The 20268-nt window shown below is 68.4% G+C and carries 20 protein-coding genes; 12 read left to right on the top strand and 8 right to left on the bottom strand.

Features of this window, described 5'->3' with window-relative positions; all coding sequences use genetic code 11:
• Positions 1–22: 22 nt before the first annotated feature.
• Positions 23–2272 carry an amino acid permease gene (locus ACP99_RS01580; RefSeq protein WP_049984909.1) on the bottom strand — a complete coding sequence of 750 codons (2250 nt, stop codon included), beginning with the start codon at positions 2270–2272 and terminating at the stop codon, positions 23–25.
• A 51-nt stretch (positions 2273–2323) separates the two neighbouring features.
• Positions 2324–2749, bottom strand: coding sequence for a universal stress protein (locus ACP99_RS01575; protein WP_049984908.1), 426 nt, complete (start codon positions 2747–2749; stop codon positions 2324–2326).
• A 284-nt stretch (positions 2750–3033) separates the two neighbouring features.
• Here ACP99_RS01575 and ACP99_RS01570 point away from each other — a divergent pair, with 284 nt between their 5' ends.
• Positions 3034–3795, top strand: a complete 762-nt coding sequence (locus ACP99_RS01570; RefSeq protein WP_049984907.1) for an Lrp/AsnC family transcriptional regulator — start codon at positions 3034–3036, stop codon at positions 3793–3795.
• A gap of 69 nt (positions 3796–3864) precedes the next feature.
• On the opposite strand, the gene ACP99_RS01565 is transcribed toward ACP99_RS01570, so the two are convergent.
• A complete protein-coding gene (locus ACP99_RS01565) occupies positions 3865–4596 on the bottom strand; it encodes a fumarylacetoacetate hydrolase family protein (RefSeq protein WP_049984939.1) in 732 nt (243 codons plus the stop codon).
• A 227-nt stretch (positions 4597–4823) separates the two neighbouring features.
• Here ACP99_RS01565 and ACP99_RS01560 point away from each other — a divergent pair, with 227 nt between their 5' ends.
• Together ACP99_RS01560 and ACP99_RS01555 are read left to right on the top strand one after the other, a co-directional pair.
• Positions 4824–5540: a metal-dependent hydrolase gene (locus ACP99_RS01560; RefSeq protein WP_049984938.1), complete on the top strand. Its 717-nt coding sequence runs from the start codon at positions 4824–4826 to the stop codon at positions 5538–5540.
• 107 nt (positions 5541–5647) lie between these two features.
• Positions 5648–6046, top strand: a complete 399-nt coding sequence (locus ACP99_RS01555; protein WP_049984906.1) for an OsmC family protein — start codon at positions 5648–5650, stop codon at positions 6044–6046.
• Positions 6047–6089: 43 nt separating this feature from the next.
• Here the strand turns inward: ACP99_RS01555 and ACP99_RS20335 are convergent, their stop codons facing one another.
• The 3 genes from ACP99_RS20335 to ACP99_RS01545 all read right to left on the bottom strand — a co-directional run bounded on the left by ACP99_RS20335 (position 6090) and on the right by ACP99_RS01545 (position 7984).
• Positions 6090–6263 (bottom strand): hypothetical protein, encoded by a 174-nt coding sequence (locus ACP99_RS20335; RefSeq protein WP_197052324.1) that lies wholly within the window; start codon positions 6261–6263, stop codon positions 6090–6092.
• Between the two features lie 113 nt (positions 6264–6376).
• On the bottom strand, positions 6377–6967 hold the full coding sequence (locus ACP99_RS01550; RefSeq protein ID WP_049984905.1) for a DJ-1/PfpI family protein: 591 nt from the start codon (positions 6965–6967) through the stop codon (positions 6377–6379).
• 141 nt (positions 6968–7108) lie between these two features.
• Positions 7109–7984, bottom strand: coding sequence for an HAD-IIA family hydrolase (locus ACP99_RS01545; protein ID WP_049984904.1), 876 nt, complete (start codon positions 7982–7984; stop codon positions 7109–7111).
• Between the two features lie 157 nt (positions 7985–8141).
• Between ACP99_RS01545 and ACP99_RS01540 the strand changes: the two genes are divergently transcribed.
• Positions 8142–8933 carry a GTP cyclohydrolase III gene (locus ACP99_RS01540; RefSeq protein ID WP_049984903.1) on the top strand — a complete coding sequence of 264 codons (792 nt, stop codon included), beginning with the start codon at positions 8142–8144 and terminating at the stop codon, positions 8931–8933.
• A gap of 113 nt (positions 8934–9046) precedes the next feature.
• Entirely contained in the window at positions 9047–9586 is a 540-nt protein-coding gene (gene dpsA, locus ACP99_RS01535) for a DNA starvation/stationary phase protection protein DpsA (RefSeq protein ID WP_049984902.1), read from the top strand.
• A 118-nt stretch (positions 9587–9704) separates the two neighbouring features.
• Here the strand turns inward: dpsA and ACP99_RS01530 are convergent, their stop codons facing one another.
• A complete protein-coding gene (locus tag ACP99_RS01530; RefSeq protein WP_049984901.1) occupies positions 9705–9890 on the bottom strand; it encodes a hypothetical protein in 186 nt (61 codons plus the stop codon).
• Between the two features lie 118 nt (positions 9891–10008).
• Here ACP99_RS01530 and ACP99_RS01525 point away from each other — a divergent pair, with 118 nt between their 5' ends.
• Positions 10009–11097, top strand: a complete 1089-nt coding sequence (locus tag ACP99_RS01525) for an NADH:flavin oxidoreductase/NADH oxidase (RefSeq protein WP_049984900.1) — start codon at positions 10009–10011, stop codon at positions 11095–11097.
• 76 nt (positions 11098–11173) lie between these two features.
• Entirely contained in the window at positions 11174–12109 is a 936-nt protein-coding gene (locus tag ACP99_RS01520) for a DUF7547 family protein (protein WP_049984899.1), read from the top strand.
• A gap of 17 nt (positions 12110–12126) precedes the next feature.
• Here ACP99_RS01520 and ACP99_RS01515 read toward each other — a convergent pair whose 3' ends face one another.
• Positions 12127–13584 (bottom strand): PQQ-dependent sugar dehydrogenase, encoded by a 1458-nt coding sequence (locus tag ACP99_RS01515; RefSeq protein ID WP_049984898.1) that lies wholly within the window; start codon positions 13582–13584, stop codon positions 12127–12129.
• Between the two features lie 117 nt (positions 13585–13701).
• Between ACP99_RS01515 and ACP99_RS01510 the strand changes: the two genes are divergently transcribed.
• The 5 genes from ACP99_RS01510 to ACP99_RS01490 all read left to right on the top strand — a co-directional run bounded on the left by ACP99_RS01510 (position 13702) and on the right by ACP99_RS01490 (position 20234).
• Entirely contained in the window at positions 13702–14661 is a 960-nt protein-coding gene (locus ACP99_RS01510; RefSeq protein ID WP_049984897.1) for an ABC transporter ATP-binding protein, read from the top strand.
• Positions 14658–15419 carry an ABC transporter permease gene (locus tag ACP99_RS01505; protein ID WP_049984896.1) on the top strand — a complete coding sequence of 254 codons (762 nt, stop codon included), beginning with the start codon at positions 14658–14660 and terminating at the stop codon, positions 15417–15419. Before ACP99_RS01510 ends, ACP99_RS01505 begins: the two co-directional genes overlap by 4 nt.
• A 62-nt stretch (positions 15420–15481) precedes the next feature.
• On the top strand, positions 15482–15946 hold the full coding sequence (locus ACP99_RS01500) for an Lrp/AsnC family transcriptional regulator (protein ID WP_049984895.1): 465 nt from the start codon (positions 15482–15484) through the stop codon (positions 15944–15946).
• A gap of 291 nt (positions 15947–16237) precedes the next feature.
• Positions 16238–17731 (top strand): proton-conducting transporter transmembrane domain-containing protein, encoded by a 1494-nt coding sequence (locus tag ACP99_RS01495; protein ID WP_049984894.1) that lies wholly within the window; start codon positions 16238–16240, stop codon positions 17729–17731.
• Positions 17721–20234, top strand: a complete 2514-nt coding sequence (locus ACP99_RS01490; RefSeq protein ID WP_049984893.1) for a DUF2309 domain-containing protein — start codon at positions 17721–17723, stop codon at positions 20232–20234. Before ACP99_RS01495 ends, ACP99_RS01490 begins: the two co-directional genes overlap by 11 nt.
• Positions 20235–20268: the final 34 nt, after the last annotated feature.

Below are 20268 nucleotides of genomic sequence, written 5' to 3'. Positions count from 1 at the left end.
GAAGTAGAGAGGCAGTATCGGCTCAGCGCCCGAAGAACCGCTCCCGCAGCGAACGGGCCTTCGGCCGCTCGGTCAGCAGCACCGACGTGTCGAGATCCTCGAGGACCGACAGCGAGAGCGACCCGCGGACGACGCGAGAGAGTAGCCCCTCTTCGGTCGCACCGATCAGTACGAGCGTTCGGTCTGCGGCCGCGCGTTCGATCGCCTCCTCGACGTCGCCGGTTTCGACCAGCAGTTCGGCGTCGTCGAGGCCGTGCTCGTCGGCCCACTGCCCGACGAACGACCGACCCTGAGACGTTCCCTCGTCGCTATCCGCGACGTAGAGCACCGCGACCTCCGAGTCGAGTCGATCGCGGAGCGCCCGCGCGACCTCCGCGGAGAGGTCCGAGGAGTACCCGCCGGCGGTCGGAAGCAGGACCTTCGAGGGATCGAACTGGCGTTCGTTCAGTACGAGCACGTCGCACGGAGGGTTTCCGGCGAGTGCACCCTCGGCGCGTCCGCCGCCCAGTCGCGCGCCGCCGTATCCCATTATCACGGCGTCGACCTCGTGTTCCCGCGCAGCGTCGAACACCTCGGAGACACCCTGGTGAGAGAGGATGGTTCGCGTCTCCACCGGAACGCCGAACGACTCCGCGTGTCCGCGCGCGTCTTCGAGGAGGGTTTCGGACTCCGAGGCGATCTGCTCTCGCCGTTCGGCGGCCGCCGCCAGCGACGTCTGATCCGGCACCTGAATCACGTGCGTCGCCAGCACTCGCGCGTCTTTGGCGGCAGCGAGCGCGCTCGCCACCGTCACCAGCGCCTGTTCGGTTCGGGGGTTCGAGAGCGCGACCATCACCGTCGACGGCGGTTCCGACTCTCCCGAGCCGTTGGGGGCCACGCTCTCGGCGGCGTCGACCACCGGCGGCGGGAGTTCGTCGCTCCGGCCACGGATGTATCCGGAGAGTAACCCCTCACTCGTCGTGTGGTTTCGGGCGTACGCGAAGTACCACACGACGGACCCGACGACGAACACGGCCGACAGCGCGAGTTCGCGCGTCCCGACGAACGCCAGCAGACCCAGCGAGAGCACCATTCCGACGATCGGCGTGATCGGGTACAGCGGCACCGTGAAGTCCGGGTCGTAGTCCGGATCGTCCGTCTCGCGGAAGACGATGAGCGCGGCGTTCATCAGCGCGTAGACGACGAGGTGCAGCACGCTCGCGGCCTTCGAGAGGATCTCGAGGTTCTGTCCGAGCGCGACGATGAACGCGATGATCAGTCCACCGGTCACGAGGATCGAGCGGTACGGCGTCGCGAACTGCGGGTGGATCTCGTTGAGCCAGTCGGTGACGATCCTGTCGCGCCCCATCGCGAAGTTGATCCGCGCGGACGCGAGGATCGACGCGTTGGCGCTTGAGGCTGTCGCGAGGAGCGCGCCCGCCGTGACGACAGTGACGGCGATTCCGGACCAGCCGCCCGGGAACGCCGCCCTCGTCGCCTGCGTGAGCGGCGCGCTCTGGCTCAGATCCGGCCACGGGACGACACCCAGCATAATGCTGACGAGGATGGCGTAGAGGACGGTCACGAGAGCGACGCTGCCGATGATCGCGATCGGGAGGTTCCGTCCCGGGTTCTTCAGCTCCTCCGCGACCGTGGCGATCTTCGCGTAGCCGAGAAACGAGACGAAGACGAGGGCGGTGCCGGGCAGGATCGCCCCGTAGCCCATCGGAGCCAACCCGCCGTCGCCGGCCAGCGTCGCGAAGTCGAACGAGAGCCATCCCTGGATCGCGAACAGCGTGAGGATCAAGAGCAGCGCCGAGACGATGATCGTCTGGATGCCGCCGGTCTCTTTCGCCCCGACGTAGTTCACGAGGACGAACGCCGCACCGGCGATCAGCGCGCCCACCTGAATGTCGGTGAGGATGAACGCGCCCGGAACGGGAAGCAGCGTCGCGAGGTACTGACCGAATCCGATGCTGTAGAACGCCGACGCGAAGGCCAGTCCCATCCAATCGCCCAGACCGGCGATCGAACCGAAAAGCGGCCCCAACGCACGGTTGACGAAGTAGTAACCGCCGCCGGCCTTCGGCATCGCCGTCCCGAGTTCCGATATCGAGAGTGCGTTGACCATCGCGATGACGCCGCCGACGACGAACGAGACGACGACTACCGGCCCGGCCGCCCTCGCGGCGACGCCGGGCAGGACGAAGATCCCAGCGCCGATCATCGTCCCGATGCCGATGGTCATCGCCGAGAGCAGCCCGAGGTCCTTCGCGAGTTCCTCGTCGCTCACGATCGGGACCTCCGTGTCGCGTCCGGCGAGTCGACCCGGAGAGGCCTCATTTCAGCCGTCCTCCGACGCGGGCAGTGAGACGACGGGCAGCGTCGGGTCGGTCACCAGATTCGTCGCGGTGTCGCCCGCGAGTAGTCGCACGATCCGACTGCCGCCCCGCGGTCGAAACGCGATCGCGGTCGCGCCGGCGTCTTCGGCCTCCTCGAACAGCGTCCTGACGACTGAGGTGCCGAAGGCGGTTCGCGTGTCGATCGAAACGTCGGCGCTGAGACGACCGTCGACGACGGCGAGAAACTCGGCGGCGTCCTCCCGCCGCTTCTCGAGCGGCGCTTTGTCCACCGCGCCGCCGCCTTTCTCGATTACGTGGATCGCCGTGACTCGCTCGACTTCATCGAGGTACGGTTCGAGCGCCGCACACGTCTCGATGGCGTCGTTCTCGCTGGCGATCGGAACCAGCACGTGTTCGAGGATCGGCATCTCTACCACCTCCGCGGCCAGTCGGGGTCGCGAGACGTCTGTCGGGGTTCTGGAGCCCTTGGGGAGTTCATATCCCGAGGTCCCCACCCCAGACAGATAACAATTCCGGTACCTTTGCTGAATCAGTAATAATCAGTCGGTATTTTTCGTATTCAGCATAAATTGGGCGGTGATGATGCGTCGAGTGTCTTCCGGGGCCTGCACTGCGACCGGTCCGGCGCGTCGTCGGGCCCCACCGCCCGTATCCGCGAACGTATAAAGTACGGGCGAACCCTAGTCGCGGTATGGATTACCGGCTCGACGATATCGATCGGCGCATCATCTACGAGCTGATGCGCGACGCGCGGAACACCTCCGCGCCGACGATCGCCGACGCGGTGGGCGTCTCACCGGGGACGATCCGAAACCGAATTGCCCAGCTCGAAGAACACGAGATCGTCCGCGGCTACTCCGCCGCCGTCGACTTCGAGCGGGCGGAGGGACATCTGACGAACCTCTACGTCTGCAACGCGCCGGTATCGGAACGGAAGTCGCTCGCACACGAGGCCGGGGTGATCCCGGGCGTCGTCAACGTCCGGGAACTGATGACCGGACGGCGGAACCTCCACATCGTCGCCGTCGGGGCCGACACGGAAGCGCTGCGGCGGATCACTCGGGCGCTCTCGAAGCTCGGGATCGAGATCGAAGACGAGACGCTCGTCGAGGCGGAAACGAGCTACGCGTACGGGCCGTTCGGTCCCGACGACGACCGCCCCGCCAGCGAGGCGACCGACTTCATCAGCCTCGCGGGCGACGCGAACGTCGTCGACGTGACCGTCCAGGCCGACGCCCCGATCGTCGATCGGACCCTCGAAGAGGCGGTCCGAGACGGCGTTCTCGACGACGACTCGCTGGTGATCGCGATCGAGCGCGACGACCAGGTGCTGACGCCGCACGGGACGACCGAGATCCGGCGCGACGACATCGTGACGGTGCTCTCGCGGAAGGGGAAGACCGATCGCGTCCTCGACGCGTTCGTCGCCGAGGAAGCGGCCGCGAACGGCTGAGCGAACGCGACCAGGACCGCCGCACCGACGCCACACCGTCCGCGGGGGGGAGCCGTGCGATGTCGTCGGCTACGGAATCCGCACGTCGTGTTCGAGGACGCCGACGCCCTCGACCTCGACCTCGACGGTGTCGCCGTCTTCGAGCGGGCCGACGCCGGCGGGCGTGCCCGTCGCGATGACGTCGCCCGGTTCGAGCGTGAGGTACGTCGTGATCTCCTCGATGAGGTCCGGCACGGAGAACGCGAGGTGATCGCGGGAGGACGACTGCCGCGTCTCGCCGTTGACGCGCAGTTCGACGCTCGCGTCCTCGGGCACCTCGTCCGGCGTCGCCAGCACCGGCCCCATCGGCGCGGCGTTGTCGAACGCCTTCCCGCGCACCCAGTTCGTCTCCTGACGCTGGTCGTCGCGGTTCGAGAGGTCGTTCAGACAGGTGAACCCGGCGACGTAGTCCATCGCGTCGGCGGCGTCGACGTTGCGCGCGGCCTCGCCGATCACGACCGCGATCTCGGCCTCGTGGTCGATGCGCTCCTTCCCGGCGGGCAGCGTCACCGTGTCGCCGTGCGCCGAGAGCGCGTTCGGCGGTTTGAGGAACAGCAGCGGTCGGTCGGGGAGTTCGTTGTCCATCTCGGCGGCGTGGTCGGCGTAGTTGCGACCGATACAGACGATCTTCGTCGGCTCCGACGGCGGCAGCACGTCGACGTCGTCGAGGTCGTACGTCTCTCCGCCGAAGGAGACGCTGTCGCCGTGCCACGCACCCGTGCGGACCGAGCCCGCGGGATCTCTGAATCTGACCGTGTGCATACGCGGCGCGTCGTCCGCGCGCGGTTTCGTTCTTTCTATCTCCGTCACGCTCCCGCTGTCTCGACGTAGCCCCTTTCGGCTCCGGCCTGTCGCGTTCGATTCGGCTCTCGACCGTTCGCGGTCGACCACTCGTCTCGACCGCTCGGGGGCCGGCGGCGGCCAAACCCACGTACTTCGACAGTACGCTTTATTGTCGATCCGATAGAATATCAGAGTGGACGATGACGATGGAACTCACTTGGCACGGCCACTCCACGTGGCACGTCGACGTCGACGGTACAACCTTCCTGATCGATCCGTTCTTCGACAACCCGAAGACGAGCCTCTCGGCGGAGGACGTCGAGACTCCGGACTACCTGCTCCTCACGCACGGGCACGCCGACCACATCGCCGACGCCGGGGCGTTCACCGACGCGACGGTCGTCGGGGTGCCGGAGATGACCGGCTATATGGAAGCCGAAATCGGCTTCGAGGACAGCATCGGGATGAACATGGGCGGCACCGTCGAGTGCGGCGAGGCGTTCGTCACGATGCACCGCGCCGACCACACGAACGGGCTCAACACGGGCTACGAACACAGCCTCGGGGTCCCGATCGGTTTCCTCATCAGCGACAAGAAGCCCACTCAGGAGTCCGACGCGGACGCGACGACGTTCTATCACGCCGGCGATACCGGCCTGATGACGGAGATGCGCGAGGTGATCGGCCCGTATCTGGAGCCCGACGCCGCGGCGCTCCCGGTCGGCGACCACTTCACGATGGGGCCGGTGCAGGGAGCGATCGCGACCGACTGGCTCGACGTCGACCACGTCTTCCCGATGCACTACGACACGTTCCCGCCGATCGAGATCGACACCGACGACTTCGTCCGCGAGGTGAAGGCGACTGGCTCGGACACCGAGGTCCACGTTCTCGACGGAGACGAGTCGTTCACGCTCGAATAGCCGTCGGGACGTCAGCGCACGGACCGCAGCGCGCCGCCTCACAGATCGGGGCGAAAACGACCCGGTCGGCAACCTTTAGGGCGCTCCCGCCCGTCCGTCCGGACGGAATGAGCGACATTCAGACTTCGACCGTCAGCGAGGAAGGGTTCGCGAGCACCAGCCAAGTCGGCGACTTCGAACTCACGATCGACGCGCTCGGCGAGGAAGGGCCGGACCCGAACTCCGTGCTGGTCGCGGACTACGCGTCCTGTTTCCTGCCCGCGTTCCGGGTCGGCGGGCAGCAGCGCGGCCACGACGACCTCGGCAAGGTTCAGATCGACGCCGACGCCGATCTCGACGACGACGACGACCTCGAAGCGATCCGCTTCGACATCTACGTCGAGGCCGACCTCGACGAGGACACGCTCGAGGAGATCCTCGACCGCGCGAAGGGCATCTGTCACGTGCACTCGGCGCTCCGCGAGGGGCTGCACGCGGACGCGACGGTCCACGGCGACGCGTTCTGAGGTCGAAACACGGACCGGCCGAGAATGAGTCCGATACCCGGTTTCAGCGCCGGTGATACGCGCGGAAGCTCATCGCCTGCCCGTCGGCGATGATTACGTCTCGGCCCTCGGGATCGGGCAAGGCCGGTTCTTCGACTTCGTCGTGTGAGACGTACGGTTCCGCTGGCTCCGAGACCTCCTCGGAGTAGACGTACGGACTGTTCGGCTGGCTGTCCATACGACTGAGGACGGCGGGATAGAATATAAATCTTTGTCAGACGGTACCACACATCGTGGTTCTCCCGAAAGAATGGCAGGTGTGAGCGTACGGAACCGCGTGCGCAGGCCGACTCAGTCGTCGGCGACGGCCGGTTCTCCGGTCTCGATCTCCGTGCCCAGTAGTTCGAGGAACGCCGCGAGCCACTCCGGATGGTCCGGCCACGCCTGTCCGGTGACGAGGTTGCCGTCGACGGTCACCTCGTCGACCCACGAGCAGCCCGCCGCCTCGACCTCCGCGCGGACCGCGGGGTACGCCGTCATCTCGTAGCCGTCGAGAACCCCCGCAGCGGCCAGAATCTGCGGCCCGTGGCAGACCGCCGCGACGGGCTTGTCCGCCTCGAAGAAGTGCCGGACGGCTTCGAGGACCTCCTCGTACGTTCGGAGGTACTCCGGCGCCCGCCCGCCGGGGACGACGAGCGCGTCGTAGTCGGCCGGATCGATCTCGTCCATCGTCGCGTTCACCTCGAAGTCGTGCCCGCGCGTCTCGAGGTACGTCTGATCGCCCCGGAAGTCGTGGACCGCGGTCTTGATCGTGTCACCGGCCTCCTTCTCCGGACAGACGGTGTCGACGTCGTGACCGACCATCTCCAAGGCCTGGTACGGTACCATCGTCTCGTAGTCCTCGCCGAAGTCGCCGACGATCATCAGGATCTGTTTTCCCATCGTATTACCCCAGTGAACTGTTCGTCGCTGTATCAATAACTGTTATCACGGGTACTGATGGCATATAGCAGACAACGCAACGGAAACGTCGCGCTAACCGCCGACAGCGACGGCGGGTCATCGGCCAGCAGCGATTCCGAGTTATCGACCGACGGCGACGTCGTCGACGAGCCGCTCCAGCCCGGCGAGCGAGTCGAGGACGTAGTCGGGGTCGATCGGCGACGCGTCGAGGTCGGCCTCGTCGGTCACGCCCGTGCGGACGAGGACAGTCGTCATCCCAGCCCGCTCGCCGAGCGCGATGTCGGTGTCCAGTCTGTCGCCGACGACGAGGACGTCCTCCGGGGAGAGCCCGAGCCGACCGAGCGCCATCTCCTGCGCAGTTTCGCTCGGCTTGCCGAGGATCGCGTCGGGGTCGCGACCGGCGACGTTCGCGATCGCGTCGATGATCGCGCCGGACCCCGGTGCCGGGCCGTCGGCCGTCGGAATGACCACGTCGGGGTCGGTCCCGAGGAACGTCACCTGTGGGTCCGAAAGGGCCCGCAGGCTCCGCTGGAGGACCGGATAGCTGAACTCCCGGTCGACCGACGCGACGAACACGTCCGGCGGCGTCGAATGGGGTCCCGGCGTCGGGCCGCCGTCGGACTGCGCTTGATGCTCGTCCTCCGGTCCGGAGTCGGGGCTCGCAGTGAGCCGATGGGCCCGGAGTCCCTCCTCACGCAGCAGCGAGAGCAACCCCGGTTCACCGACGACGGTAATTCGATCGTCGGGGTGCCGCATCGAGAGGAACTCCGCAGTCACCGCGCCCGCGGTGAGCACCTCCGAGGGGTCGACGTCGAATCCGGCCGCCTCGAACCGTCGCCGGTACGCCGCCGGCGGTTCCGTCGGGTTGTTCGAGACGAATAGTCGGGAGAGCCCGGCGGCGTCGACGGCCTCGAGTCCCTCGCGAGCCCCGGATATCGGTTCGTCGCCGCGCAGGACCGTGCCGTCGACGTCGAACAGGACTCCCCGAACACTCATTGGGGCCGCTTGGGCCGACTGGCTGTTGAACGTAGCGGCCGAAGACGAACGGTCCCGATGGGACGGTAGCCGGTCTTCCCGGCTTCGTTCCAAATGTGAGAAGGCAAACTGATCTGATACGGAAAGAGGCATATATGCGAGGTCCTACGGAACGGATGTGACGAACGCTCAGCTCACCCTCATCCAGATCGACAACTACGGGCCGTGGACGGTGACGCCGGAACCCCGCCGGGAGATGGACCTCCAGACGCTCCAGTCCCGTCTCTTCGCGGACCTGGCCCAGTTCGTCGGGAGCCGCGACGGCTACGTCTTCTTCACGCGGTTCGACAATATGGTGGCGATCACGAACGGGCTCGACGCCGAGGACCACGCGCTCCTGCAGGAGTCGATCGGGAACCGGTACCCGGTCACGATCAGCCTCGCCACGGGCGTCGACGCCGCGCCGGTCGAAGCGCTCGAAGCGGCGACCGAGGGGCTCCAGCGCGAGGGCTCCGCACAGGACGGCGACCGGCGGGAAGTGCGGAACGGCGGCTACCTCTCGGGCGGCGACCGCACCGACGAGGACGTCCAGATCGCCCACTTCGACGTCAACGACGCTACCGGCAAGTACACGGACCGACTCAACGAGTTCGACTCCTTCATCCAGATCGAACAGGGGTACGCGACCCTGATGCGGTACCTCCGCGAAGAGTACGGCGCGCTCTCCTTCTTCGTCGGCGGCGACAACATCATCTCGATCTGTCCCGCGATGGACGCCGACGACTACCGGGAGGCGATCGACCACGTGGAAGCCGAGGCGGGCGTCGAACTCAAAGTCGGCGTCGGCACCGCGGAGACGCCGCACGAGGCCGGGATGGACGCGAAACACGCGCTCGAACGGTGCCGTCACGACGGGACGATCGTGGAGTTCGCACGCCCCATAGAAGACGTCGAGTTGGCGACGGACTGAGCGTCGGCTTCGATCCGCTTGCCTCGATGTGATAAGATTTTGTTCGCGTTTGCGAAAGGAATCTTTCGTTCGGTCAAAGTATTAAGTTGCTGGCGATCCAAGTAGAGACTGCAATGAGTACCCAGAAGACGGTCCGACAGCACGCGGGCGAAGTCGAGGGAAGCGAAGCGCTCCGGATCGACTCGGAGAAGGCGACACAGCTCGTCGACGCGCTGAACACGGACCTCGCGTCGACGTACGTTCTCTACCACCAGCTGAAGAAGCACCACTGGAACGTCGAGGGCGCGGAGTTCCGCGACCTGCACCTGTTCCTCGGGGATGCCGCCGAGGAGGCAGAGGAGTTCGCCGACGAACTCGCCGAACGCGCGCAGGCGCTCGGCGGGGTCCCCGTCGCGGGAATGGGGGCGCTGGAGGAACAGGCCGCGGTGACGCCGGAGGACGAGGACGTCTACGACATCCGCACGTCGCTTCGGAACGACATGGAGATGTACGGCGACATCATCGAGACGCTCAGAGACCACGTCGAACTGGCCGAGAACCTCGGTGACCCGACGACGGCGCATATGCTTCGAGAGAACCTCGAAGACGTCGAGGAAGCGGCCCACCACGTCGAGCACTACCTCGAGGACGACACCCTCGTCACCGAAGCGTAGACGCCGTATCCAGACTAGCGCTCGTCCCCGGCGACCGTCTTAGAACAGTCCTACCGACCCGAGAACGCGCCTTTTCCGCCGGACCTGACGCTTCGTCCCAGCCGCGCGGTTCGATCGTCTAGCGTCGAAGCTGCGTCGCCAGCGCCGCGTCGATCGAGATCCACCCGTCAGCGTTCCCGTCCTCGGTGAAGACGACGCGGTCGGGCGAGGACTGGTGAGCAGAAACGGCCGCTCCGTCTGTCGTCGGTTCGTCGAACCCTGGTTCGCTCCCGCCGTCGTCTCCAACGGCATCCGTTCGCTTCATCACCAGTGAGTGATGGTGCGCCGGATAAAACACTTTTGGTCGGCCTAAAACGTGGGGTCGAGGGGGGCAGTCTACCGGGGACGTCAAGTGTTTACTCCCGTGGTTCGACTTTCACACGATGACCGAGTCGTTGTTCACGCCTTTAGCACTCCGGGATATCGACATCCCCAACCGCGTGATGGTCTCGCCGATGTGTCAGTACTCCGCCGAGGACGGGTTCGCGACCGAGTGGCACCGCGTGCACCTGGGGAGCCGCGCGGTCGGCGGCGCCGGTATCGTGATGACGGAGGCGACCGCCGTCTCGCCGGCCGGTCGCATTTCTCCGGGCGACCTCGGGATCTGGTCGGACGACCACGCCGACGCGCTCGAAGAGACGGTGACGTTTATGCGGGACCGTGGGACTGTCCCGGGGATCCAACTCGCCCACGCAGGGCGGAAGGGCAGCGTCACGCCGCCGTGGGACGGGGGCACCCCGATCCCCGTCGACGAAGGCGGCTGGGAGGTGCTCGCGCCGAGCGCCGACCCCTACCCGCACCCCGAGGGCGACCCCGTCCCGACGCAGGCGATGACGCGTGACGATATGGACCGCGTGAAAGCGCAGTTCCGCCTCGCCGCTGAACGGGCTCACGAGGTCGGCTTCCAGATCGCCGAGGTGCACCTCGCGCACGGGTACCTCCTCCACGAGTTCCTCTCGCCGGTCACCAACGACCGGGACGACGAGTACGGTGGGAGCTTCGAGAACCGCGCCCGGTTCCCGCTCGAAGTGGTCGAGACGGTGCGGGACGTGTGGCCCGACGAGCTACCGGTGTTCGTGCGGATCTCCGCGACCGACTGGCTTCCGGACCGACCCTCGTGGGACCTCGACGGCTCCGCGCAGCTGGTACCGCTGCTCGCCGACGCCGGCGCGGACCTGATCGACGTCAGTTCGGGCGGCATCCATCCCGATCAGCAGGTCCCCGAGAGCGGTCCGGGGTACCAGATCCCCTACGCCGAGCGCGTCGCCGACGCCACGGACGCCGCCGTCGGAGCCGTCGGCGGGATCACGACGCCGGAGCAGGCGGATCAACTGATCCGAAACGGACGCGCCGACCTGGCGATCCTCGGCAGAGAGCACCTCCGGAACCCATACTTCACGCTCGAGGCCGCCCACGAACTCGGCGTCGACGTCGAGTGGCCGAAGCAGTACGAGCGCGGTCGGTTCCGCTAGCGCTCTCGACCCGGCTCGCGAGTGCCGAGAGTCGCTCGGCGCATACGCTTTTCACCGAGCGACGCCATCTCCCGGTATGTCCGCTCGCGATTCCGACGAGGACCTCCAGACGCTCGTCGAGGAACTCGAAGCGACGCTGACGGCGCTCCGCTCCGAACTCGACGACCGCGACGGCGCCCCCGATACTCTCGGCACGACCGACCGGCCGGACGCCGAACGCGGCGACCTGGAGCGCCGGAGCCGACGGCGCGTCTCGCGAGAGCGGTCCCGGCCGCCCCGACCGCCCTCCGTATCCGAACTGCTCCGGTTCACCGAGCGGTACACGCTGCCGACGCTGATCTCGACTCTCGAAGCGACGATCCAGTCGCTGGAACTGCTCCGCGGCGCGCTCCGACTCGCCGATCCCGACCGCTCCGCGTTCGACGGCTCCGACCGCACCGGTCGGTCGTCGACCGCGCGGTTGGGCGACGGCGTCGCGGGCGTCGGCCGCGGGGCCGTCTCCGGCGTCGAACGCGCGCTCTCGGAACTGCAGACCGCGCTCTCGGAGTCCGACCTCCCGGAGGACGACGACTCCAGGGACCTCCTCGAAGACGCCCGGCGGCTCTCCGAGGAGGTCTCCGACCGGCTCGCCGAGGCGTCAGGCGAGCGCGACGCCGATCGATACGGGTATCGAAGGACGGACCGCGAGTCGGCGTCGACACGGGAGCGCTCGGGATCCGAAGCCAGCACGGCCGGCGTCGAGATCAGCGTTCGAGACGCTCGCGACGAGGACGCGACGTCCGAGGAAGCCGCCGCAGGCGAACCGGACGACGCCACGGAGGACGACGGCGAATCCGGGGACGCACCGAGCGTCGACGTCGAGGCCGAACTCGCCTCGATCAAGGACGAGGTCGACGGGCGGTCGGGCGCGGACGCCGAGGGCGACGCTTCCGACACGTCGGCCGCGGACGAATCACCGCCATCGAACGACGGCGCGTCGGATCCACCAGCGGAAGACGAGGACGGTTCCTAACGCGTTCGATAGCGCGCTCAGGGAGCAACGAGCCGGGCGATCGTCCCCGTCTCGCCGCCGCCGTCGCTCTCCTCGGTCGTGAGGACGTACACCTCGCCGTCCTGGTCGCGCCCGAAGCCGAGCACGAACCGACCGAGACCGTCGCCGACGACGTCGACGGAGACGATCTCCCACGGCGGATTCGTCTCGGGGTCGACGGCGAACAGCCGCCCCCGCGGGAGGAGGTCCGCGAAGACGTACGCGCCGGCGAGCGCGCCGATCGATTCGCCGTCGGCGACGACTCCGCCGATGATCGAGACGCCCGCGACGTCCGCTCCGTCGTGCGGATACTCCGCGACGGGATCGAGGAACGGCCGTCCCTCGGGAGTGCTGACCGGGCAGTCCTCCGAACGGAAGCAGTGCGCTCCCTCGCGGACGTTCCAGCCGTAGTTGCCGCCGCGTTCGAGGAGGTTCAGTTCCTCCCACGCGCCCTGTCCGACGTCGGCGACGTAGCAGTCCCGGCCGTGAAACGAGAGCCGCCAGGGGTTCCGAAAGCCCCACGCGTACTGCTCGGGGAGGCCGTCGCGCCCGACGAGCGGGTTGTCCGCGGGGATCGCGTAGGCTTTCTCGCTCCCGTTTTCGGTGTCCGTTCCGTCGACGCCGCCGCGCCCGTCGACGTCGATCCGGAGGACGCTCCCGAGGAGGTTCTCGGTGACGTCCTGGCCGTTCCCGCCGTCGACGGCGGCGTACCAGTCCCGCACGTGTCCCGTCCCGACGTCGTTGGCTCCGCCGCCGTCGCCGAACGCGACGTAGAGGTAGCCGTCGGGACCGAACGCGAGTGCGCCGGCGTTGTGGTTCGACTGCGGCTGGGGGACTTCGAGGATCGCCCGCTCGTCGAGGTCGTCAGCACCGGCCCCGCCGGCGTCAGCCGTCCCCGAATCGGGATCGACCGTCAGTTCCGCGAGGACGGCCGTGTGGCTGTAGCCGTTCGGGGTTCCCTCGCGCGACTCGGCGCTGTAGCGGACGTACAGTCGACCGTTCCGTGCGAAGTCGGGGTGGGCGGCCGCGCCGAGCAGCCCGCGCTCGCCGCCGAGGAGGACGCGGTCCGAGAGGTCGACGAGGGGGGCGTCCGCCCGACCGTCGTCGGTGACTTCCCAGATCCGGCCGTCGCGGTCGACGACGAAGCGCCGGTCGGTACCGTCGGGGGCGACGATGTCGAGAGGTGCGGCGAACCCCGTCGCGACGGGTTCGAACGCGACCGCGGCGCCGTCGAGGTCAGGTCTCGGATCGCCCGTCTCGGTCGGCGTCGGAATCCGCGGGGCGCGCTCGGAGCCGTCCGCCTCGGTCGTATCCGAGTCGTCAGATCCGTTCGGTTCGTCGGACCCGTCCGAACCGTTCCCGCTCTGCGGGGCTTCGACTCCGGCACACCCCGCTAGAGACGCGACCCCCGCAGCGAAGCCGGCCCGGAGGAGCTGCCGTCTGCGGCGACTGTCCATACGGACGCAACGGGGTGAACGCACAAGGGCGGTTCGGCCGGTCGGTGGGGACAGCGGGCAGTTCTCCGATCGATCGGATCCGAACGCCTTACCATCGGACGGTACGGAGTGGCGCGTATGACAGCGGCACTCGCCGCCGACGGAGTCCGGAAGTCCTACGCGGACGTCACGGCCCTCGACGGCGTCTCCATCGACGTCGAGCGGGGGGCGGTGTTCGGCCTCGTCGGCCCGAACGGGGCGGGGAAGACGACTCTGGTGCGCGCGCTCACCGGGACGACCGCCGTCGATGGCTCGGTGTCCGTCCTCGGGAGCGACCCCGCCGACGTGGAGAAATCGAAGATCGGACTCCTCCCGCAGTCGTTCTCGCCCGCGGCGCGTCTCACGCCCCGCGAGTTGCTCGCGCAGTACGGCGGCCTCTACGACGAGGCGCGCGATCCCGACGACGTACTCGCCGCCGTCGGCATCGACGGCGCGGCCGCCGAACAGTGGTACGAGACGCTCTCGGGCGGGCAGAAACGCCGGGTGTGCGTCGCGATCGCGCTGGTGAACGACCCCGAGGTGCTCTTTCTCGACGAGCCGACGACCGGCATCGATCCGGCGGGCCGCCGCGCGCTGTGGTCGCTCCTCGAAGACCTCGCGGACGGGGGGACGACCGTGTTCTTGACGAGCCACTCGATGGCGGAGGTCGAACGGCTCGCCGACCGCGTCGGGTTCCTCAACGAGGGCCGACTCGTCGCCGTCGGGCGACCGACGGAACTCATCGGCGAACACGGCGGCCGCAGCCGACTCGTCGTCGAAACCGATGACGCCCGCTCGCTCGCCGGCCTCGGCGACGTCGGTGCCGACACCGCAGACTTCCCGTTCGAGGCCTCGGCGACGGACGGCGTGCTGTCCGTCGAGGGCGTCGGCCCCCGCGAGATCGACGAGGTCGTGAACGCGCTGGAATCTCGCGGCGTCGAGTTCGAGTCGCTGACGTGGAAACAGCCCGATCTCGAAGACGTCTACCTCGAACTCACAGGGGAGTCGTTCGGAGAGAGCGACGACGACGTCGCCAGCGCGCGCGGAGGAGGACGATGAGTCGCCGCCGACGGATCCGCGCGGAGTTCGTCGCCGCGTGGCACGCCTTCCTCCGACGACGGACGGCGGTCTTCTTCACGTTCTTCTTCCCGGCGATCATCGTCGTGATCTTCGGGGCGCTGATCCAGACCCAGCCGACGGGCGGCGGCCTGTTCGCCGAGCCGAAGGGCTACTACATCGCGGGCTACCTCGCCGTCGTCGTGCTGTTCACGCCGCTGTCGCGGATCGGGAGCACGGTGGCGCGCTACCGCGAGGGGAGCCGCTTCGAGAAGCTGGCGACGACGCCGCTGACGCGGTCGGAGTGGCTCCTCGCACAGTCGCTCGTCAACGTCGCCGTCATCGGAGCCGCGGCGCTGCTCCTGCTCGCGCTGTCGGTTTTCGTCACCGGAACCGCGGTCCCGACGACGCCCGCGACGCTGCTCGTCGTCCCGTTCGTCGCCCTCGGGGTCGTGCTCTTCTGCGGTCTCGGCGCGATCATCGGTCGCGTCGCCGATTCTCAGGACGGCGTCATCGCGGCCTCGAACGCCATCGCGCTGCCGCTTCTGTTCCTCTCGGAGACGTTCGTCACGCCGGAGCTGCTGCCGGCGTGGTTCCGGCCGGCGCTCGGACTGTCGCCGCTGACCTACGTCGCGCGCGGCGTCCGCGCGGTGACGTATCCCGAGGCGACGACGGCCGCGCTGCCGAACCTCCTCGTGGTCGCGGTCCTCGCGGCGGCGTTCTTCGCCGCCGGCGCGTACGCGGTGCCGAGAACGGACTGATCCCGTCGGCCCGGACGGCGACGAGCGAAGTTCCTTAGTCCGTCACCCGCGAACACCCGGCTATGGCCGAAGACGAGATCGACGACGTCGACAGAGCGATCCTCCACGCGCTCCAGGAGGACGCGCGAAACACGTCCTCGGGCGACATCGCCGAGCGGACCGGGACGTCCGGAAGCACCGTCCGGAAACGCATCCAGCGGCTCGAATCCGACGGGATGATCAAAGGGTACAGCGCGGACGTGGACTATCAGGCGTCCGGCTACCCCCTCCGGATGCTGTTGTTCTGCACGGCCTCGATCCCGGAACGCGGCGATCTCATCCCGGACATCCTCGAGATCGACGGCGTCGTCTCGGTGCAGGAACTCGTCACCGGCGAGCGGAACCTCCTCGTCACCGTGGTCGGGGAGACGGACGACGACATCACGCCCGTCGCCCAGGAACTACTGGAGATGGGGCTGACGGTCGCCGACGAGGTGCTCGTCCGCAGCCACGAGACGAAACCGTTCGGCGAGTTCGATTCGTCGTAACCGCCTCGGGCGTCGTCGCAGGGCGGGTCGACAGGTGGCTCTCCGCCGCTCTCGGGATCGAGAGCCACAGCGGGGCGGCAGGGGCGTCGACACCGCGGTTTGGCTTCTCGCCGTAAATCGAACTCCGAGAACATAATGTTCTATAATTTTCTTTTTGATGAACGATCTGTTCGAGATAGATGGATTTAATAGTCAGTCTGTTCTTGGAACCGTCGAGAAGATCTGTCATTGCCACTGGCGATCCCGGACAGGGTCGTCGGGCGGACTGGCAGATCGCCCAGACACCAAAGGATGACAGGACAGAAGCAACCGACGGCGATCGGAGAGTTACCGAGCGGGGAACCGCAGGCGGACACGCTAACGCCCGTCGCGGTCACGCGACTCACGTGGGCGCTGTTCGTCGCGAGTCTCGGGGCGGTCGCGGGTCAGGCCCTCGGTTGGTGGCCGTCGCTCCCGTCGGCGGGTCCGTTCGCGATCGACGGGCTGACGCTTCTCCTGTGGGTCGTCGTGACCTTCTTCGCGGGCATCGTCAACAGTTACTCGCGCCGGTATATGGCCGGATCCCGCGGGATCGAGCGGTTCTTCGGTCGGACGTTCGGCTTCACGCTAGTCGTGATGGTACTGGCGGCCGCGGACCACGCGCTGCTCTTCGCCGCCGCGTGGCTGGCGATGGGCCTCGTGATGGCCGACCTGATCGGCCACGTCCGCGGCTGGCCGCAGGCGCAGTCGGCCGCACGGTACGCCCGCCGGTACTTCCTCGCGAGCAGTGCGCTCCTCGCTGTTGCCGTCGCGGTTGTGTGGTTGGAGACGGGGGCGACGACCGTCGCGGGATTCGCCGCGGCCGCCGACTCCCTGCCCGCGACGACGGTGTTCGCCGTCTCAGGCGCGCTCGTCCTCGCGGCGATGATCCAGTCGGCGCTGCTGCCGTTCCACGGCTGGCTCCTCGGCTCGATGACCGCCCCCACTCCCGCGTCGGCGCTCATGCACGCGGGGTTCGTCAACGCCGGCGGAATCTTGCTCCTCCGGTTCTCGCCCGTCGTCACCGCCGAGCCGTCGGTGATGCTCGCGATCGTCCTCGTCGGCGCGGTCAGCGCGCTGGGCGGGAAGCTCCTGAAGTCGGTCCAGACCGACGTCAAACGCCGCCTCGGCTGCTCGACCGTCGGGCAGATGGGCTTCATGATTATGCAGGCCGGACTCGGCTTCTTCGGTGCCGCGATCACGCACCTGATCCTCCACGGGTTCTACAAGGCCTACAAGTTCCTCTCTGCCGGGAGCCGAGTCGAGCGGACGAGCCCGAACCCGAACGCCGACGAGGGCGCTCTCGGACCCGTCGGTGGCGCGGTGACGCTCCTCTCGGCGATCGCCGGCGGCGCGGTGTTCGCGACCATCACGGGCAAAGGGGCCGGACTCGACAGCGGCGCGCTGCTGCTGCTGATCGTGGTCCTGACGACGCTGCACGCGGCGCGGACGTCGCTCTCGCAGACCGACCTGTCCGCGCCGGTCCGGATCGGCGCGATCCCTCTGGTCTTCCTCCCGGCGATCGCGCTGTACGGCGCGGTCTACCGGTCCGTCGGGGTGGTCCTGCGCGACGTGCCGCTCGTCACCGCACCGGCCGAACTGACGGTCGGACACGCCGTCGTGGCCGCCGCGTTCCTCGTCGCCTACCTCGCGATCGAGACGGGCGCGTACCGGCGCAGCCGTCGGCTATACGTCGCGCTACTGAACGCGACCCGGCCGCCGTCTGCGACGCTTCTGACCGCCACGGAGGACTATAATGAGTACTGAAACCGCCATCCGCGACAGCATCGAACAGGCGAAGCGCACGGTCGGACGCACCTGGCCGCTCCACTCGTTCGTGACGGCCAACCCGCTCTCGGGGTTCGAGGACCGGCCCTTCCACGAGGCGGTCCGGGAGGGAGAACGCCTGTACGGCGGACAGGGGTACCCGAGCGCGTCGGTCTTCCGCCGCGCTTGGGAGCAGGGTCGGATCGACCCCGGTAGGCTGCGCGAGTCGCTGGCACAGCACGGGTACGGCGATCCCGAGGAGGGAGAGGTCGACCCCGAGGCGCTCCTCGATCGGATGGCGTCGGAGACCGAAGCGGGCGACGCGACTCCAGACGGCGACGACCAGGGAACGACGCCGTCCGATCGGGTCGACGCCGTGCTGACGAAGTGGCTGTCGGCGTTCCTCGACGAGGGGGCCGCCGAGTGGCCGATGCCGGATCGGTCCCGCGGGTTCTACCGCGCGTTCCGCGCCGCCGCGCAGTACGACCGCGAGATCCCGGATCAGTCGTCGATCGCGGCGCTCCCGGACGATCCGATCGACGCGCTCGCCGAGCGCCTCGCGGACCACCCGCGCGACCGGTGGCCGTCGGCGTTCGAGCACCACCTGAGCGCGCTCCCCGGCTGGACCGGACTGATCAAACGCCGCGTCGACGACGGCGACGTCTGGCAGTCGGCCTGTCCGATCACGCTGCCCGGGTACCTGGCCGTTCGACTGACTCTCGCGGACCAGTTCGACGCGCCGATCGTGCCCGACGCGGCGGCCGATATCGGGGCGACTTCCGAGAGCGGGGACGACGCGGACGACGCCCCGCTCGCGGAGGCGTGGCTGAACGCGTGGGAGGCGACGTACCGCGAGCGCCTCGTCGACGAAGTCGCCGCGAGGAGCCCCCGCGTCGGCGCGGAAGACGAGCGCGCCGAGGCCGACGGTGGAGCGGAAGCCCGCCCGGACGCGCAGTTGGTCTTCTGCATCGACACCCGCTCGGAGGTCCTCCGCCGGCACGTCGAGTCCGCCGGGAACTACGAGACGCACGGCTACGCCGGGTTCTTCGGCATTCCGATGCGCTATGAGGGCTTCGACTCGGAAGTCGGCACCGACGCGTGTCCGCCGATCGTCGACGTCGCCCACCGGATCGAGGACCGGCCGTCCGGGGCCCACCAGCACAGCCACGAGCGTCACACTCGGTGGACGAACCTGCTGGAGGCCGGCGAGAACGTCCTCGAGGGGCTCAAGTCGAACGCCGCGACCGCGTTCAGCTTCGTCGAGGCCGCCGGGAGCGGCTACGGGGCAGCGCTCGCGGCGCGGACGCTCCTGCCGGGACGCGTCCACGACGCCCTCGACGCGATCGACGACCGGACGCCCTGTGCACACGAGTTCTGCCGCCCGGCGCTCGATCGCGACGGCTCCGACGGGGACGAGATTCCGCGGGGGATGACGTTCGAAGAGCGCGTCGAGTACGCCGCGAACGCCTTCGAGCTGATGGGCTGGGAGGAGTTCGCGCGCCTCGTCGTGTTCACGGGTCACGCCAGCCAGACGGCGAACAACCCCTTCGGATCGAGCCTCGACTGCGGGGCCTGCGCCGGCAACCCCGGCGGCCCGAACGCCCGCGTCCTCGCGGCCATCTGCAACGAGGATCGGGTGCAGGCGGCGCTGGCCGAGCGGGGGATCGAGATCCCCGACGACACCGTCTTCGTCGCCGGCGAGCACAACACCACGACCGACGAGGTGACGCTGTACGCCGGTGACGTCCCCGAGAGTCACGAGCGCGACGTCGAAGCGCTCCGCGCCGACCTCGCGAGCGCCACCGCGGACGCCGCGGCCGAACGCGCGACGTCGATGGGGGCCGCTCCCGACGACGCCGAGCGCGAGACGAAGCGCCGCGCCGCCGACTGGGCGGAGACGCGCCCGGAGTGGGGCCTCGCGGGGAACGCGGGGTTCGTCGTCGGGCCGCGGGAACTCACGGCGGACCTCGACCTCGGCGGGCGCTCGTTCCTCCACTCCTACGACTGGCGCACCGACCCCGAGGGCGACGCCCTCGAGGCGATCCTGACGGGGCCGATGGTGGTCACTCAGTGGATCAACACCCAGTACTACTTCGCCACCGTCGACACCGCCGCCTACGGCAGCGGGTCGAAGGTGACGCAGAACCCGGTCGGCAACGTCGGCGTCTACCAGGGCAACGGGGGCGACCTGCTGGGCGGACTGCCGCTGCAGTCGGTGATGCGCGCCGACGACGAGCCCTACCACCAGCCGCTCCGCCTCTCGACGGTCGTCCACGCGCCGGTCGACCGCGTCACCGACGTCCTCTCGAGACACGAACACCTCACCGACCTGCTCGACAACGACTGGCTCTCGCTGACCGTCGTCGACCCCACCCGGGAGCACGCGGCCTTCCAGTACGAGGAGGAACTCGCGTGGACCGGCCTCGGCGAGGCGGCGGAGCCGACGGTCGAGGAAGCGCAGAAAGAATCGGTCGAAGTGAGCGCGGCCGTCGCCGACGACTGAGGTCCGATCGGGCCTCGGTTCGCATCCGGACCGC

This window comes from Halobellus rufus, from assembly GCF_000739575.1.
Classification (GTDB): Archaea; Halobacteriota; Halobacteria; order Halobacteriales; family Haloferacaceae; genus Haloquadratum; species Haloquadratum rufum.
Note: the sequence above shows the minus strand (reverse complement) of the source record. Positions and strands in the feature narration are given on the sequence as shown.

Bases quoted from the DNA above. Each gene is read 5' to 3' on its own strand.
- ACP99_RS01575 (WP_049984908.1), bottom strand. From the start codon at position 2,749: ATGCCGATCCTCGAACACGTGCTGGTTCCGATCGCCAGCGAGAACGAC.
- ACP99_RS01570 (WP_049984907.1), top strand. From the start codon at position 3,034: ATGGATTACCGGCTCGACGATATCGATCGGCGCATCATCTACGAGCTG.
- ACP99_RS01565 (WP_049984939.1), bottom strand. From the start codon at position 4,596: ATGCACACGGTCAGATTCAGAGATCCCGCGGGCTCGGTCCGCACGGGT.
- ACP99_RS01560 (WP_049984938.1), top strand. From the start codon at position 4,824: ATGGAACTCACTTGGCACGGCCACTCCACGTGGCACGTCGACGTCGAC.
- ACP99_RS01555 (WP_049984906.1), top strand. From the start codon at position 5,648: ATGAGCGACATTCAGACTTCGACCGTCAGCGAGGAAGGGTTCGCGAGC.
- ACP99_RS20335 (WP_197052324.1), bottom strand. From the start codon at position 6,263: ATGGACAGCCAGCCGAACAGTCCGTACGTCTACTCCGAGGAGGTCTCG.
- ACP99_RS01550 (WP_049984905.1), bottom strand. From the start codon at position 6,967: ATGGGAAAACAGATCCTGATGATCGTCGGCGACTTCGGCGAGGACTAC.
- ACP99_RS01545 (WP_049984904.1), bottom strand. From the start codon at position 7,984: ATGAGTGTTCGGGGAGTCCTGTTCGACGTCGACGGCACGGTCCTGCGC.
- dpsA (WP_049984902.1), top strand. From the start codon at position 9,047: ATGAGTACCCAGAAGACGGTCCGACAGCACGCGGGCGAAGTCGAGGGA.
- ACP99_RS01530 (WP_049984901.1), bottom strand. From the start codon at position 9,890: ATGAAGCGAACGGATGCCGTTGGAGACGACGGCGGGAGCGAACCAGGG.
- ACP99_RS01525 (WP_049984900.1), top strand. From the start codon at position 10,009: ATGACCGAGTCGTTGTTCACGCCTTTAGCACTCCGGGATATCGACATC.
- ACP99_RS01520 (WP_049984899.1), top strand. From the start codon at position 11,174: ATGTCCGCTCGCGATTCCGACGAGGACCTCCAGACGCTCGTCGAGGAA.
- ACP99_RS01515 (WP_049984898.1), bottom strand. From the start codon at position 13,584: ATGGACAGTCGCCGCAGACGGCAGCTCCTCCGGGCCGGCTTCGCTGCG.
- ACP99_RS01510 (WP_049984897.1), top strand. From the start codon at position 13,702: ATGACAGCGGCACTCGCCGCCGACGGAGTCCGGAAGTCCTACGCGGAC.
- ACP99_RS01505 (WP_049984896.1), top strand. From the start codon at position 14,658: ATGAGTCGCCGCCGACGGATCCGCGCGGAGTTCGTCGCCGCGTGGCAC.
- ACP99_RS01500 (WP_049984895.1), top strand. From the start codon at position 15,482: ATGGCCGAAGACGAGATCGACGACGTCGACAGAGCGATCCTCCACGCG.
- ACP99_RS01495 (WP_049984894.1), top strand. From the start codon at position 16,238: ATGACAGGACAGAAGCAACCGACGGCGATCGGAGAGTTACCGAGCGGG.
- ACP99_RS01490 (WP_049984893.1), top strand. From the start codon at position 17,721: ATGAGTACTGAAACCGCCATCCGCGACAGCATCGAACAGGCGAAGCGC.